Origin of the sequence: Pseudoalteromonas sp. GCY, assembly GCF_016695175.1 — a bacterium.
GTDB lineage: Bacteria > Pseudomonadota > Gammaproteobacteria > Enterobacterales > Alteromonadaceae > Pseudoalteromonas.
In genome coordinates this window covers 2,927,555-2,943,029 of record NZ_CP068023.1, presented here as the reverse complement: position 1 = coordinate 2,943,029, position 15,475 = coordinate 2,927,555, and the positions used below count along the sequence as shown (strand labels likewise).

General features: G+C 43.8%; 11 protein-coding genes. 3 read left to right on the top strand and 8 right to left on the bottom strand.

Annotated elements, in window-relative coordinates:
* Positions 1-9 precede the first annotated feature (9 nt).
* Complete coding sequence (locus tag JJQ94_RS18515) at positions 10-3,120, bottom strand: efflux RND transporter permease subunit (RefSeq protein ID WP_099029418.1); 3,111 nt, start codon at positions 3,118-3,120, stop codon at positions 10-12.
* A 285-nt stretch (positions 3,121-3,405) separates the two neighbouring features.
* Here JJQ94_RS18515 and JJQ94_RS18510 point away from each other — a divergent pair, with 285 nt between their 5' ends.
* Positions 3,406-3,870, top strand: a complete 465-nt coding sequence (locus JJQ94_RS18510; RefSeq protein WP_099029417.1) for a hypothetical protein — start codon at positions 3,406-3,408, stop codon at positions 3,868-3,870.
* Between the two features lie 213 nt (positions 3,871-4,083).
* Here the strand turns inward: JJQ94_RS18510 and JJQ94_RS18505 are convergent, their stop codons facing one another.
* The 7 genes from JJQ94_RS18505 to dinG all read right to left on the bottom strand — a co-directional run bounded on the left by JJQ94_RS18505 (position 4,084) and on the right by dinG (position 9,639).
* Entirely contained in the window at positions 4,084-4,728 is a 645-nt protein-coding gene (locus JJQ94_RS18505) for an NPP1 family protein (RefSeq protein ID WP_236596514.1), read from the bottom strand.
* A 100-nt stretch (positions 4,729-4,828) separates the two neighbouring features.
* The gene (locus tag JJQ94_RS18500) at positions 4,829-4,990 is read right to left on the bottom strand and encodes a DUF2496 domain-containing protein (RefSeq protein WP_099029416.1); all 162 of its coding nucleotides are present in this window, start codon (positions 4,988-4,990) and stop codon (positions 4,829-4,831) included.
* Positions 4,987-5,259: a late competence development ComFB family protein gene (locus tag JJQ94_RS18495; RefSeq protein WP_010375804.1), complete on the bottom strand. Its 273-nt coding sequence runs from the start codon at positions 5,257-5,259 to the stop codon at positions 4,987-4,989. Before JJQ94_RS18495 ends, JJQ94_RS18500 begins: the two co-directional genes overlap by 4 nt.
* A gap of 27 nt (positions 5,260-5,286) precedes the next feature.
* A complete protein-coding gene (locus JJQ94_RS18490; RefSeq protein WP_099029415.1) occupies positions 5,287-6,192 on the bottom strand; it encodes a histone deacetylase family protein in 906 nt (301 codons plus the stop codon).
* Positions 6,192-6,791, bottom strand: a complete 600-nt coding sequence (locus JJQ94_RS18485) for a primosomal replication protein (protein WP_039496840.1) — start codon at positions 6,789-6,791, stop codon at positions 6,192-6,194. The genes JJQ94_RS18490 and JJQ94_RS18485 overlap by 1 nt, the downstream gene beginning before the upstream one ends.
* Positions 6,788-7,567, bottom strand: coding sequence for a TSUP family transporter (locus JJQ94_RS18480; protein ID WP_010606576.1), 780 nt, complete (start codon positions 7,565-7,567; stop codon positions 6,788-6,790). The genes JJQ94_RS18485 and JJQ94_RS18480 overlap by 4 nt, the downstream gene beginning before the upstream one ends.
* Positions 7,568-7,569: 2 nt before the next feature.
* Entirely contained in the window at positions 7,570-9,639 is a 2,070-nt protein-coding gene (gene dinG, locus JJQ94_RS18475) for an ATP-dependent DNA helicase DinG (protein WP_099029414.1), read from the bottom strand.
* Between the two features lie 167 nt (positions 9,640-9,806).
* Here dinG and JJQ94_RS18470 point away from each other — a divergent pair, with 167 nt between their 5' ends.
* Positions 9,807-12,143: a DNA polymerase II gene (locus tag JJQ94_RS18470; protein ID WP_099029428.1), complete on the top strand. Its 2,337-nt coding sequence runs from the start codon at positions 9,807-9,809 to the stop codon at positions 12,141-12,143.
* 380 nt (positions 12,144-12,523) lie between these two features.
* Positions 12,524-15,391, top strand: coding sequence for a TonB-dependent receptor plug domain-containing protein (locus JJQ94_RS18465; RefSeq protein ID WP_045989197.1), 2,868 nt, complete (start codon positions 12,524-12,526; stop codon positions 15,389-15,391).
* Positions 15,392-15,475: the final 84 nt, after the last annotated feature.

Below are 15,475 nucleotides of genomic sequence, written 5' to 3'. Positions count from 1 at the left end.
TCTCACTACTCACTGATTGGCAACTAGGCTGAGCGGGGCTTTGGCCGTTGATTTGTTTGTTTCGGATGGCGGAGTTTGCCGCCCAAGTTGCAATAAACTCGGCATCAACACTAGGGTAAATAAAGCACTGATAGCCATGCCACCGACGATGACGGTCGCAAGGCCGCGGTAGATTTCTGAGCCTACGCCTGGCATGAGCATTAGTGGCAGCATGCCAAACAGACTGGTCAAGGTGCTTAAGTAAACGGGTCTTGCTCTTAGTAACACCGCTTGTCTGACCGACGCCTCACGGCTCATGCCTGATGCCATCGCAACGCGAGTCTGATCCACCAGCAAAATGGCATTATTAACGACCAGCCCAAGCAAGATGATAAAGCCTATCATGGTCAGTAAATCTAAGGATTGGAAGGTAAAGAGGTTTAAGATATACAGAGCCAGCACGCCACCTGCGATAGCCAGTGGCATCACTAATAATACCAAGGCACTGTCTTTGGCGGACTTAAACAACGCGGTCATCAACAAAAACAAAATGAACAGCGCGAGGACAAAATTCAGCGCCATTTCTTCCATTGCGGAATTCATCTTTTGCGCATTCCCCGCCAAAATAGCACCGGCATTGGCCGGTAGGCTTGCTCGCACTTTTGGCATTACCTGTTCACTCAAGATGGTTTGCACCTGCTGCAGGCTCATATCAGCCGGAGGCGTGACAACAATGCTGACCGTACGACGGCCGTTGACACGCCGCAGTTGCGTCGGGCCAACTGTACGTTCTATATTTGCCAACTCGCCGAGAGTTTGAATTCCTGACTGAGGTGTTACGATAGGTAAGGCTTTTAGTTCCTCAGGGCTTTGCCAAGGGGTACCACGAAGGATAACGTTCATGCGCTCATTACCATCAAAATACTCATTGACGAATAATCCACCGGTATAAGCTTGTACCGCTTGAGATACATCTCGACGCGTTAATCCCGCTTGGGTGATCCTGCGATCGTTAGGCGTTAATCTAAGCTCTGGCTCTGCCATATCCAATCGCGGCTGAGGCCTAGCTGTTGCCTCTGGTAGTGCGGTTTGCACTGCTTGTAGAGCTACTTGAGCACCTGAGATTAAGTCGTCCATATTGGGACCTGTAAGGTCAATATTGATATCGCGACCATCGCCGCCATTGGCGACTTGGATCATCGAGCCGCGAAAGAAAAACACTTGAGTATCGGGAAGGTCAACGAAGATTTCTTCTCTGGCAACTTTCATCAGTTCTTCAACACGTTGAGGGTCGGCTGAATAGATAAAGCCGCCAGCATTAGAGCCAAACGCATAGAAATTAAAGTCTTTAATACCTGGCTCTTTTTCGCCTTGGTAATAGGGCATTAAGCGTTTTTTCACGCGCAGCAGTAGTTCTTCTTCCATAAACTGTACGTTGCCACCAGGTGGTGTCACTAGGTTAAAGAAAAAGCCATCGGTGGGAGCTCTTGGCATAAAGTCAGTTTTTGGCAGCATGGTCATGGTTGCAATCACCGAGCCACCCAGTAATACGCCAATCCAAGTAAGTTGCTTTACTCTATTATTGGTCAATTTCATGATGAAGGTGGTGAGTTTTTGCCAGTATTGATGATAAGGATCTGGTTTTAGTTCAGAGTCTGGCCACAAATGGTTTGCCAGTGGAATAAGGGTAATTGCACACAACATTGACGCAATAACGGCAATCGAGAGTGTCAGTGCTAAATCGGAGAATAGTTGTCCCTCAATACCCGCCATAAAGAGAATAGGTAAAAAGATGGCGACGCTGGTGGTTGTCGAAGCAAATAATGCTCCGGTCACTTGTGCAGCGCCTTTTAAGGCGGCTTTTTTGTTATCGAATCCTTCTGCTCTTAAGCGTGAGATATTCTCTTGGACTATGATTGCGGCGTCTAGTACAAGGCCCACTGCAAATGCCAACCCCGCCAACGAGATCACATTAAGACTGCGGTCAAAGATATTAAGTGCTAGAAAGGCGACCATCAATGAAATGGGGATTGTAGCTGCAATCACCAAAGTTGCTTTCAAGCCTCTAAAAAATAGCCACAGAATTAAACAAGATAAAAGTACCCCAAGGCCTAAATTACTTTTTACTAAAGAAAGTGCATTACGAATGTGGACGGAGGCATCAAAGCTGAGCTCAATCGATAAGCCATTCTCAGCCAGCGGCCCTTGGTTTAATTCATCAATTGCAAGGTTGATTTCATCAAGCAAGGCAACGGTATTTGCCTCGTTGGCCCGTGAGATCCGAATATAGTAGGCTGGTTTACCATTACGGCCACTCATGCCCAAACGGTCTGAGAAGGTGCGTTCCACACTTGCGATATCACCTAAGTAGATTGGCCTGTCTCCTGAATAGCCGACACGCATTTGAGCCATACTGGAAAGGTCGTATTGGCCAGTGAATCGCACGGTATATTGACGACGTCCAACGTTGGCAAGACCTCCAGAGGTATCGCGAGAGCTCGCAAGTACATTACTGATTTGATCTAAACTAATACCAAGCGCTGCGGCTTTGTGCGGATCGAAAGTAATACGCAGCTCTTTTGGCCGCTCACTTGCTAGATCGACGCGTGCCACGCCGGGAATACGTGCAAGTCTTGGTTCAATAAACTCGTCGATTTGCTTTTGAAACTGCGCCATATCAAAGTCGAGGCTATTTGACTGATAATCTTTGGGCGTGACCAGCAAAGTGGCTGCCGCTTCACCATTATTACCGCCGGCGAACACCACAGGGTCTAAGGCATCAAGTGGCAACGGTGGGGCTTGATTTAAGCTTGTTAGCACATCTAGCATCGCTTGTTGCATATTCGCACCCACCGCAAATGTCAGCGTAATAGAACCATTACCGCGATTGATGTTGGTATTAACTTCAAGTGCGCCGGGTGTGTTCTTTACCGCATTTTCTAGCGGTTCAATGATCACTGATTCTATTTCTTCCGGGGCGGCCTGCCGCCACCCTGAGAAAATCGTGATCTGTGGTTGCTCGATATCTGGCGTCAACTGAATGGGCAGTTTAAATATACTTAACAGCCCAAATAAAATAATCAACACCAAGATGACAATTACACTCGCTGGATTTTTTAGCGAACTGCGTGTCACGTTCATTTGGTATATTCCAATCTTGCTTTTTTTGCATTGTAGTGGGATGTAAAAAAAGTGCCAGTAAGGTGAAATTCACGTTTGCTAAAGTTAGCGCTAAATCGGCGAAAATAAGCGATAAAGCGTATTTCTGTAATACCTTGTAACGCTTTTTTATAGTTTGAAAAACTTTTTGATCTGAATTAAAGGCAAATGAACTTGTACTAGTAAGATCAATAGAAGTGGCTAAACTTAGCCGAGCATGATCAGTTCTTTGCAATAATTGATAAATGATGTTCAAAAGGAGGTTATATGTACGTTGCGTTAAAATGGGACCATGTTATCGGAGCACATTTTGTCCAGTGGATCGTCGTAAAATGCAGTGGCGTAACGGATAAATTTGGATTACCGCAAGCCTTACCACCTCGGCGTGATATTGCCTATTTCACCGATCCCCAATCTGCAGAGCAAGATGCTAAACAATTTGCGGATTACAAAAATACCGAGCAAATGGCGCATATTGAAAAAAAATACTCACCCAACTTGGGTGAGCACCATGGCTTTTGTCACTATGCGTGGGATCACACCTATCTGAGTGAATTAGTAAAACACGCTGTGCTCTATTGGGAAGATGGCAAACACTTCTCACCTGAGCCATATAGAAGCGATATTGCCTATTTTATCGATCCGCAAACAAGTGAAATGGATAGTATTTTCTTTGCGCAATATAAACTAGAGCGAGCAAGGCTGCTTAGGCAAAAGCAAGACGCAGGTTAATACCTATTGGTATAAGCATATCGACTCACCTCACCGACTGGTGAAGTGAGTTTGTCTTAGCAATTACTGCGCGTTGTCTACATCACTTTGTGAGTACATTGGGTAGTCACTGGGTTTAAAGCGATTGAGGTTATTGAGGAAGCGACTGTCTTTAACGGGCAAGGTGGCGGAGCCATAATCATATTGATTGAGCTTTTCTCGTAATTCCGTGTTCTAAATTCCATCCCCAGCCATTTTGTACCAACTGATGATAGCGGGTGTGACAAAGCGGTGATAGTTGTTTTCAGCGATTTCGTTTGATTTGGCGAAGCGCAGTGCATGGGTCAAAATGCCGTCTTTATGATAGACAATTTTTAAATGGCCATTCTCGAATGGTAGCTCATTAGCAGGTTTAGTGAATAAGTCGCCATGTGCGCTATAACTACCGTGTGTAACTATCCCATCTCGAGTCCATACCGCTGCATACTCCCAATCATGGCGGTGACCACCACCAAAGTAATCAAACACTTGATCTTTTTTGAAGTAAAGTGCATAGAAGTGTCCACAATACTCGCCGCTAGTCGTTGTTTTACAGGCGTAGCGATGCACAGTATTAGAAGTATTTAAAAATTGATTATCTCGGCAATCACCAGTGATGCGGCCCGATGTTTTTAGCCCTGAATTTTGTACGCCAGTTCTGCTGATCCCTGCACTAGGCAGGCAACCATCACCGTCAAAATCGAACACAGGTTCAGTACCATTGATAATGTAGGGGGCTGGTAAGGCTTCGTCTAATGCCGCAAAGTCATTGGCGTAAGCGTATTGTGTAGACGCAGCAATAATCGCGAGAGACAATAAAGGGAGTTGTGTTGTTGTCATACTGCTTTCCTTAATAAATGCAGTTGTGCCGTTTTGCACAACCGCTATTGATTAGAATCTAAGGTTAAAAAAGAAGTATGACTTAAATGTATATTTAATGTTAAGTTTTTTGTTGGTTATTTAGCTTGTTTTGAAAGTCTGCTGTGACAATTTCAAGTGCAGCCATGACTTCTTCTGCAGGAAGATCATGCTCTTCTAACAACATAATAAGGTCTACGGCAAGTTTTACATGAGTTGGCGCTTGTTCTAGAGGGGTACTCATACTTGAAATTGTTCCTTTTTAGCGATTTGTGAAATGGCAAAGTCAATCGCACTTTCTACCGCTTGTTCCATTTTTACACGCTCGGGCTGAGGCAGGTAAAACTCCATGTCGACATCGTAGCGAATATAACGCGATGGAAGTTGGTTCAAAACAGTACAACAAAAGTCGGCCATTACGTCTTCATCATAGATTTTATCTAACTTACGACGGACGATATGTTCGACTACCAGCTTTTCATAATAATTATGAATATCATCATGTAACTTCATACAGCCTCCTGCACATTCCTTTTAAGTTTATATCATAATAGCGGGGTTATCGAACAAAGCCAAAAAGGTTTGTTGATGTATATCTACAAGATGATCAACGTCGCGCTGATAGCCCCCACCCAGAGCAAAAGCTAATGGAATATTGAGGTGATGAGCATACTCAAAAACAATAGAATCTCGAGCCCTAACACCTTGCTTTGTAATACTAAAGTGTCCTAGTTCATCGCCTTGATACACATCTGCGCCGGCGTTATAGAGGATGATGTCTGGCTGGTATAATCGAACTGCTAGTTGTAAGGCTTCGCGTACGGTTGCCACATATTGTGCGTCCTGCGTATTTACAGGCAAGGCAAAGTCTAAATCGGATTGCGGTTTAACGCGAGGAAAGTTACTTTCACAGTGGATGGAGCAGGTGATGATATCGTCCCTACCCTCAGCGATCGTAGCAGTGCCGTCACCTTGATGCACATCACAATCAAAGATCAGCACTCGCTCAACACGTTGATGGGCAATGAGCGTTGCTGCGACCACCGCCCAATCATTAAATATGCAAAAGCCGCTGCCAAAATCGCGATGTGCGTGATGATAGCCGCCGCTTAAGTTTGCTCCAAATCCATATTTGAGCGCATACTTTGCTGCCGCTAAACCGCCACCTAAAGAAATCAAAGTGCGCTGCACGAGTTGCTCACTCCAAGGAAAGCCCATTTTCTTAATTGCTTTTTCGCTCAACGTACCGTTTAGAAAGGCATCAACGTAATTACTGCCGTGGCAAAGTTGCAGCGCATCAGCTGTGATTTTTTGCTCGGGTTCTTTAATAAATTGGGCAAATTTACTGGCGTTTATTCGTTGGTATAATTTTTTATACTTGCTGATAGGGAAGCGATGCTTTTCAGGCAGATTTAGCTCGCTATAAATGGGGTGGTAGTAAAGCATTAACGGCTCTGACTTTTCTCAACTTCTTGAATTTTTTGCTCGGTGGCGGAAATGGCTTTTCTACAGCGGCCAAGGCGGGCATGAAGGGCTAATATTTCGGCATTGAGTTTGGCAGCCTGAGTGGGATCTGCTTTATCCATCTGTAGTCTTCTGAGATCAATCATTTCTTGTAATCGACGCTCAAATTCATGATTTTGCGACAGCTCCTGATATAACTCATGGGACGACTGCATAATCTTCTGCACAGCCTTCTTATACACTTTGGCTTTTTTTGGTGTATTCAGTTTGTTTTCTTTCGCCCAGACCGGGGTTGATTTTAACACCTTCAACACGGCTTCCATTTGCGAGCCTATCCGCTCGATGGCAAATGTAAAGGCGTGACGTTGCTCACTTGGCGGCAGGTGGGACATTGCTTCTGCTATTTCTTCAACATAGTCGCTGAGCTTTAGGCTTTTAGTACGAAAGACACGGGCATCAAATAAGCTGGGCTGTGCCTGCATATAACGATTCTTATCAAACCATTTCGCGGAGTCAAATTGCGCTGCTTGTTGCTTTAAGCGGCTGACTTGTTGCTCAAGCTTGATAAGTCCTGTACTCACGAGAAGTAAGCCTCAAAAATGAGCTTGCCCGCAAGTACAATAACCACAGTGTTAAAGAGTGGTTTGATCAGTTTGTTGCCAAACTTAATTGCAGAATGCGCACCAAGCCAAGCACCAAACATTAAAAAGGCGCCCATGGTGATACCAAGCATAAAGTTAACATGACCCAAGGCTACAAAGGTGATAAGCGAAATAAAATTGGAAACAAAGTTCATTGAACGAGCAAGACCACAGTTTAAAAGTAAGCTCATTTTATAGAGCATACTGTTAGACGCAGTCCAAAACGTGCCAGTACCAGGCCCTGCCATACCATCAAAAAATCCCAACGATAAACCTTGCGCCCATTGCTTGATTTTGAGTGCTCGATTAGCTTCTGGCAAAGTATGGGAATCTGTTGGGCTTAGCCTACCGACCAAGCTATAAATTGCGACAGCGATGATGATAACGGGAATAAGTTTATTTAAAAACTCGATACTTAGAAAGTCGACAAGTAGTGTGCCCAATACGGCCCCTATCGCAGTGGCAATAATAGAGCCAATCCAAAAGCTAGGTTTGAATAACTGCTTTTTGTAGTAAGTAAAGCTCGCGGTTAAAGAACCAAAACTCGCGGCAAGTTTGTTGGTACCTAAGGTTAAATGCGGAGGAAGGCCTGCAGTAAGCAAAGCTGGTACGGTTAGCAGCCCACCACCACCTGCAATTGCATCAATAAATCCAGCAGCCAGTGCGACTAAGCAAAGTAACCCCCAAGTTGTGGGATCTAAAGCGAGTTCAAACATTATTAATCAATTTGCCTTTTGTATGGTGGCAGAGTATCAAGCATGGCTTTGCCATAACGTTTTGTAACTAAACGTCTATCTAAGATGGTGATACGGCCGGAGTCTGATTCTTTACGCAGCAGTCTACCACAGCTTTGTACTAATTTCTTTGCAGCATCGGGTACAGTGATAGATAAAAATGGATTCCCACCTTTACTTTGCACGAATTCCGCTTGGGCTTCCTCAATAGGGGACGTTGGCACGGCAAAAGGGATCTTAGTCACCACGAGGTTCTCTAGGTATTTTCCGGGTAAATCTAGCCCCTCGGATAAGCTTTGTGTACCAAATAAGATACTGCCGCGACCTAAGTCGATATTTGCTTTGTGACGAGTGAGTAGGGCGTCACGGGAAAGTTCACCCTGCACCAAAATATTGAGATTTTTACCTCTTAATTTTTCTACCACATGGTTCATTTGCCAATAAGAAGCAAACAGTACAAGGTTGGCCTTACTGGTGTCTAAATAAGTTGGCAGGGCATCCGCTAAATAATCGCTAAAGGCTTTATCCGTTGGATCTGTTTGGGTTTTTGGCAAATGCAATGTTGCTTGATTGGGATAATCAAACGGAGAATCAGCCTTGATATATTTAACACCAGGCTCTTTTGCCAACCCACTTTCGTGGGCGAAATGATCAAATGTGCCTAAAGCACTGAGGGTTGCGGAGCAGAGCACCGCGCCTGCACACTCTCGCCAGAGGTTATCCTTCAAATAATAGCCGACTTCAATCGGACAATCACAGAGTAAATGGTCGTGATGGTGTTTGTATTCTAAGCGTTTTATCCACCTTGCATGTGGCACGCTGTCGCCTTTTCGAGCATAGCTAAACCAGAGTTTGTTGAGTTGTTCAAGCCGGTTGATATATTGACCGCTTTCAACCAATAACGGGTCGGCTAAAAAAGCTTGCACATCTCCGTCTGAAACATCACCCGACAGAGCATCATGCATCTTGGTAAGACAACGCAATGCATCTTGAGTGGCATCTGCGATATCTTTTGCTTTTACGGTGAGCGCTTCAGGTACTTCGCCATGACTAAAGCGGTAGGTATCGTCATCGTTATAGGTAAAGTCGCTCTGATCGAGTATATCCCTTACCGCTCTGAGGTATTTCGCAGCGTCATTGGCTGCATCGTTCAGTTTGAAATTCTGCCCAATGGCTTTTTGCGAAACCACGGTATTTGCCATTTTTCCGCTAAACTTAAGTAGCTTTTCAAGCCACTCGATAGTGCCTTTAATCGTTGCCGCAGCAGAAGAAAAATCTCTGGTAATATGGGGCAGGTGGTGCGCTTCATCGATTACGTAAAATGTTTCTTCAGGTTCTGGTAATATCGTCCCGCCGCCTAGTTCTAAGTCGGCCAGTAACAAGGCATGATTAATCACCAGCACGTCCATTTGTGCAATCTTTTGTCGAGCTAAATGAAAAGGGCATAAGTGATGAGATTTTAATTGCCGTTGGCAGGCGTGTTTATCACAAGCGATAACATTCCAAACTTTATCTGGAATTGTGTCTTCCCAGCTATCTCTATCACCTTGCCAGCGCTTTTCTTGGTAAGCAAGTGCTAACTCTCTTAAGCACTTTTGCTCCATTTGAGAAAGCGGACTGCTGGTTGTCGGCATCATCGACATTTGCATTTCATCATCGCTGACGGCAGCCATCAGTTTTTGTACGCAGATGTAGCGTTGACGGCCTTTTACGAGGTCAAACTTAAAGTCTATGCCTGAATGTTCTTTTAAAAATGGCAACTCTTTGTTGATCAATTGTTCTTGTAATGCGACGGTTGCAGTTGAAATGACGAGTTTCTTTTTACTTGAGAGTGCAACAGGAAGCGCGCCGAGTAGATAGGCTAAAGATTTTCCAGTACCTGTTCCTGCTTCAATTACGCAAATACGTTGAGTACGGTGATAATCACCAGAGAGTGTTTTTGCGATTTCGGCGACCAGATAATTTTGACTCGGACGAGGACGAAAGCCATCTAAAGCGGAGGCGACATTTTGATGTGCTTGGCGGATGGTTTTTTTTAGTTTGTCTGAGAGCATAATCTATTTAGCCTAGAGTTCTGATATGAAGCAAGCCTACCACTTGAGTCTCGATTTTTAGTTAATCACTGCGTTAACGGATAGGTTTTATTCTGTTTGTGACTTTATGTTCAATAAACAGGTGGATATAATTACAGTGATTCGTCTATTTTAGGGTGGTATTGGAGTTGGCACAAGCGATATATCAGGGCTTTGTTTTATCGAGACAGCAGATGCAGGTAAATGGCCAACTGCGCTTGTGTTATTGGCTCAAATCGCAACATCAGTTACTCAAGGTGTGGGTAGAGGATGAGCAGCCCCTCTTTTTCATTAAACAAGATAAAAAAGCGGAAGTAGAGCTGCTGCTAAGTCGCGCTCAGTTGCAGTTTAGTATCTCGCCAAGTCAATTAAAGCACTTCGATCAAGCCCCTGTTTGTGTTGTGAAATTTCGCACCTTGAATCACTTCTATGAGGCAAAACAACTACTTGAAAATAAAGTCGCAGTATATGAAGAGGATATTCGACATTCCGACCGCTATTTAATGGAGCGCTTTATTCGCGGAGCCGCTTGGGTTAAAGGTAAAGCCACGCAAAAACCGGGTTATATCGAAATTACTCAGGCGCAATTTAAGGCTTGTGATGATTATAGACCACACCTTGAAATGCTTTCTATCGATATAGAATGTAACGGCGAGGGGGTCTTATTTTCGGTGGGTTTAGTGACCGATACGGAAAAGCTGGTGATCATGATAGGTGAGGCGCAGCATGCTGCCGTCAATGTCGTTTGGGTTGAAGATGAAATTGCGTTATTAGAAGAGCTAGTAACGCAAGTGAATCGTTTAGACCCAGATGTGTTAATCGGATGGAACGTGATTGAGTTCGATGCCGCAATACTTGTAGAACGCGCACAGGCTAACGGCGTCGTACTTGCGATAGGGCGAGATGGCGGAGTGATGTCGACTTTCAAAGGTAACTATACCCGGGTGTTTATTCCGGGGAGAGTGATGCTAGATGGCATCGATATGATGAAAAATGCGACCTATCACTTTGAAACATTTAAATTGAGCTTTGTGGCAGAGCAGATTTTGGGTACTACCAAGCTTATCGCACAGGATGACAGGCTTGAGGAAATCATCAGGCAGTTTCATCATGATAAACCGGCGCTCGCAGCGTATAACTTACAAGATTGTCAGTTGGTGTTAGACATTTTTAGTAAACTTAACTTGCTTGACTTTGCTCTCGCTCGAACTCAGTTGACGGGACTGGAACTTGAGAAAATGGGCGGCTCAGTCGCTGCGTTTACCAACTTGTATTTACCGTTACTGCACCGTAGCGGTTACATTGCACCAAATTTATCTGAGCATGGCATTAACTTTGACAGTCCCGGCGGTTATGTCATGGACTCAAAGCCAGGCCTATATCAAAATATTTTGGTACTCGATTTCAAAAGCCTTTACCCCTCAATTATCCGCACTTTTTGCATTGACCCTATGGGGTTAATAGAAGGATTACAACATCCTGAACATGCCATAGAGGGCTTTAATAAAGGCAAATTTAGTCGCACGAAACATCATCTACCGGGTTTAGTCGCTGCGCTCTCCAGTGCACGTGAGCAAGCTAAATTAGACAAAGACATGATGCTCTCACAGGCGATTAAAATCATTATGAATAGCTTGTACGGCGTACTTGGTTCAAAAGGTTGTCGCTTTTACGACCCACGTCTTGCAAGCTCAATAACGATGCGCGGTCATCAAATAATGCAACAAACTCGAACTTGGATTGAGCAGCTCGGATATGAAGTGATCTATGGTGACACTGACTCAACTTTCGTCTGTTTACCTGAGTCTTTGCGTAGCGAAGCATGCCAAGCAATAGGCAAGCAGCTGATGGTAGAAATTAACGAGCGCTGGCGCGCATTGCTGATGGAAAGCTTTGGCCTTCACAGTCATTTAGAAATAGAGTTTGAAACACATTATAGTCCATTCTTTATGCCCACCATTCGTGGTCAAGAAGTCGGCTCTAAAAAGCGGTATGTTGGGCAGATCACAGAGCTTGGCAAGCAAAAGCTGGTTTTTAAAGGAATGGAGACCGTGCGTAGTGATTGGACGGAAATCGCCAAAGAATATCAACAAGCAATTATTCGCGCGCTGTTTGACGGGCTCGACACCGTTGAGATCACCCACCAATACATAAATGAGATTTTCGCTGGAAAAGTAGACGAAAAACTCGTTTATAAAAAGAAGCTTGGTAAGTCTGTTGAACTATATACAAAAAATATCCCTCCCCAAGTAAAAGCGGCGAAACAGGCTATCGAAGATGGATTGTTGCAAACCGCCAAAAAGGGGGCACAAATACCGTATTATTTAAGTACTGATGGACCCAAGTTCGCACAGCAAGGCAAGCTCGTAGATATTGATTATTATCAATACGTTGAAAAGCAAATTCTGCCTATATATCAGATGCTTCCCAATGCTTCTAAGCTATCAATTCGCTCAGATGGGCAGCAAAGTTTCGATTTGCTTTAATCGAGATCGTGCTATCAAACTGCCAGCGTCTTCCAGTCTTAAAATTAATTAGTCAGTTAAATACACTAAAATAAAGTTCCTTTTTTGTTAACAGGAAACCCCTTATTTGCTCATTTATTACACTATTGTTTTGTTTTAAGGGATTTTCAAGTTTTATTTTTAATCAAAACCTATTTTTATTCTTTTAATTCAGTTGTTTGTGATTCCACTTTGCTGTGCCTTAAATTGGTAATTGCAAAAAACAGCACAATTAATCTTGATCATTGGTCTGGTGTTTGTTTAATATCTTGCCTCTAATGTTGCTATTTTAGAAATTAACAAGGCAACAAAATAATAATTAATACAAGCTGTTTACAATAAAACAATCCAGGGTGATTCACATGCTAAACAATAAGTTAACTAAGGCGGTTCGCTTAGCGATCGCGTTTGGTGGCGCTAGCGCTGCCGTGTTTGCAACCAATGCAGTTGCTGAAGAAGAAGGCGCGAAAAGCGTTGAGCGCATTGAAGTTACAGGTTCTCGCTTAAAGCGCACTGATCTTGAATCTACTGCTCCAATCACGGTTATCGGCGGCGAAGCGCTTGGCGATATGGGTATCAGCAACGTTGGTGAATTCGTTCAATCAAACCCAGTTATGTCTGGATCGCCAGCAACAACAACGCGTAACAACGGCGGTAGTGGTGGCGTATTTGTAGAACTACGTGGTCTAGGTTCAGAGCGTACGCTAGTACTTATCAACGGTCGTAAGCCTGTAAGTTCAGACTTCCAGAATATTCCTGCTGCAATGATCGACCGTATCGAAATTCTAAAAGATGGTGCTTCGGTTGCGTATGGTTCGTCAGCAATGGCTGGTGTTGTAAACATCATCACCAAAAAAGAACTTACTGGTGTTGAAGTTAAAGCAACAACGTCTTGGTATGACATGTTTAGTGGTGGTAAAGAGCAAAGCTTCCAACTAGTTGGTGGTAAAGAGTTCGATGCAGGCCATATCACAGTAGGTTTCGATTACACCAAGCAGGATCCAATCTATCAGGGTGATGTGAAAGACGTTAACTTCTTCCAGTATCCTTGGCAGGTGCTTTCAGAAGAAGGTGCTAAGAGCTTTTACGAGAACGGTTTAATCCCAGATGGTGACAATGCGAACGTATTCATTTTAGGTTCGGGTTCTACTCCTTGTGGTAATTTCTACGTTGAAGGTAAAGGTAACTTTACTAACGATAAATGCCCAAGTGGTGGCGACGGTAAGCCTTCTCTAAGTGACATGCGTCCATTTGTTGGTGGTGGTGAAGTAAACGATACTTACAACTACAACCCAGTAAACTTAATGCAAACACCTTTTGAAGTGATTAACTTCTTTGTTGACACTTCATTTGAGTTAAACGATGACCTTGTTGTATATACAGAAACTCGTATCAATAAGCGTACTTCAAAACAGGAACTTGCGGCTGTACCTTTCGACACAGCCTATGATCCAGGCTATGTAGTTACGCTTTCGAATGGTTCGACGGCTAATGGTGTATCAGCTGATAACTACTACAACCCATTCGGTGAAGATGTGTATCGCTCTCGTCGTCGTATGCTTGAAGGTGGTCGTTATTTCGAACAAGATTATGTTCGTTTCCAACAAGTTGCGGGTCTAAAGGGCGCAATTAACGATAACTGGCAGTTCGATGCTTACTACAACTATGGTGCAAATAGCCTTCAAGATACTGACTTTGGTCAGCTTTACGGCCCACACCTAGCAAAAGCTTTAGGTCCATCATTCAAAGATGACGCTGGCAATGTGGTATGTGGTACGCCTGACGCACCTATTTCTGACTGTGTATCGTTAAATGTATTTGGTGGCCCAGGTACTGTGACTCAAGAGATGCTTGATTACATTACTGCACCACTAGGCGATCACTACAATGATTCATTCCACCAAGTTCGTGTAGACGTGTTTGGTGAGCTATTTGAAGTTCCAGCAGGTTATGTTTCAAGTGCATTTGGCCTTGAGTATTACACCACTGAGTTTGAACAAGTAAATGATTCTGGTAAGTTTTTTGATTCAGTGACTGGTAACACCAGCAAGCCACTAACCGGTCTATCTAAGAACTACACGGCTGCATCAGCAGAGTTCTTAATTCCATTAGTACGTGACTTAGGTGTTGAATCTGCAGATTTGACGCTAGGTGCACGCTATGACGACTTTAGCACAACAGGTTCAAACTTCTCTTGGATGGCTAAAATTGAGTCAAACATTTTCGATGGCTTAAAGTTCCGTGCAAACTATTCAGAAGTATATCGTGAACCAACACTAAGTGATTTGTATTCGCCAGAGCTTGATTCATTTGAAAGCGCTTCAGATCCGTGTTCTGCGGCAAACATTGGTGGCTTATCTGCCGCAGGTCAGGCTAAATGTCTTGAAATGGGTGCTCCAGCTGGCGGCCACAACAGTGCTGATGCGCAAGTTCGTACACGTTTAGGCGGCAACACAGGTGTTCAATCTGAAGAAGGTGAAACATTCACTATTGGTTTTGTGTGGGCCCCTGACTTTGTTGAAAACTTAGGTATTACTATTGATTACTGGGATATCAACATTGACGGTAAAATTGGTTCTCTAGCAACTGATGATATTCTGCAGGGTTGTTATGCCGGTCTTATCGAAGATATGTGTGCAAAAATCTCACGTGGCTTTGATGGCTCGGTTGATCGTGTAGACAGTCGTACAACAAACTTACAAAGCATGACTGCTCGTGGTATCGACCTTGATGTGAACTATTCATTTGACACAGACTTCGGTGCATTTGTAGCTAGCGTATCATGGACTCACTTCTTAGAGCGTGGCGAAGAAAACTTTGATGGTGAAACAGGTACATTTATCGTTGAAGATCTAGTTGGCAGATTTGAAGATGATACGTCTTACTTCGAAGACAAAATCTTATTCAATCTACGTTATGACCTAGACAACCTACGTGTTGTGTGGGCTGCAAACTATCAGTCTGGTCTTGAGTACGGTGATCTAACTTACATTAAGCGTGATAACTATGATTCATTAGCAGGTTTAGTTGCTAAAGTTGATTCATATGTGTACCACGATTTAACAGCACAATACTCATTTGATACAAACACAACGGTGCAAGCAGGTATTCGCAACCTAACAGACGAACTACCTCCTTATATCGAAACAGCGTTCAACGCGAACACTGACGAAAGTAACTTCAAGCTATTCGGACGTCAGTTCTTCTTAGGTGTAACTCAGAAGTTCTAACCGAAATTTAGCAATTTTGACCCAAATCGGCCTCTGTTGAGGTCGATTTTTTTATTTCCCATTTTAGCTTGCTTCTTCTTGTAG

Bases quoted from the DNA above. Each gene is read 5' to 3' on its own strand.
- JJQ94_RS18515 (WP_099029418.1), bottom strand. From the start codon at position 3,120: ATGAACGTGACACGCAGTTCGCTAAAAAATCCAGCGAGTGTAATTGTC.
- JJQ94_RS18510 (WP_099029417.1), top strand. From the start codon at position 3,406: ATGTACGTTGCGTTAAAATGGGACCATGTTATCGGAGCACATTTTGTC.
- JJQ94_RS18505 (WP_236596514.1), bottom strand. From the start codon at position 4,728: ATGACAACAACACAACTCCCTTTATTGTCTCTCGCGATTATTGCTGCG.
- JJQ94_RS18500 (WP_099029416.1), bottom strand. From the start codon at position 4,990: ATGAGTACCCCTCTAGAACAAGCGCCAACTCATGTAAAACTTGCCGTA.
- JJQ94_RS18495 (WP_010375804.1), bottom strand. From the start codon at position 5,259: ATGAAGTTACATGATGATATTCATAATTATTATGAAAAGCTGGTAGTC.
- JJQ94_RS18490 (WP_099029415.1), bottom strand. From the start codon at position 6,192: ATGCTTTACTACCACCCCATTTATAGCGAGCTAAATCTGCCTGAAAAG.
- JJQ94_RS18480 (WP_010606576.1), bottom strand. From the start codon at position 7,567: ATGTTTGAACTCGCTTTAGATCCCACAACTTGGGGGTTACTTTGCTTA.
- dinG (WP_099029414.1), bottom strand. From the start codon at position 9,639: ATGCTCTCAGACAAACTAAAAAAAACCATCCGCCAAGCACATCAAAAT.
- JJQ94_RS18465 (WP_045989197.1), top strand. From the start codon at position 12,524: ATGCTAAACAATAAGTTAACTAAGGCGGTTCGCTTAGCGATCGCGTTT.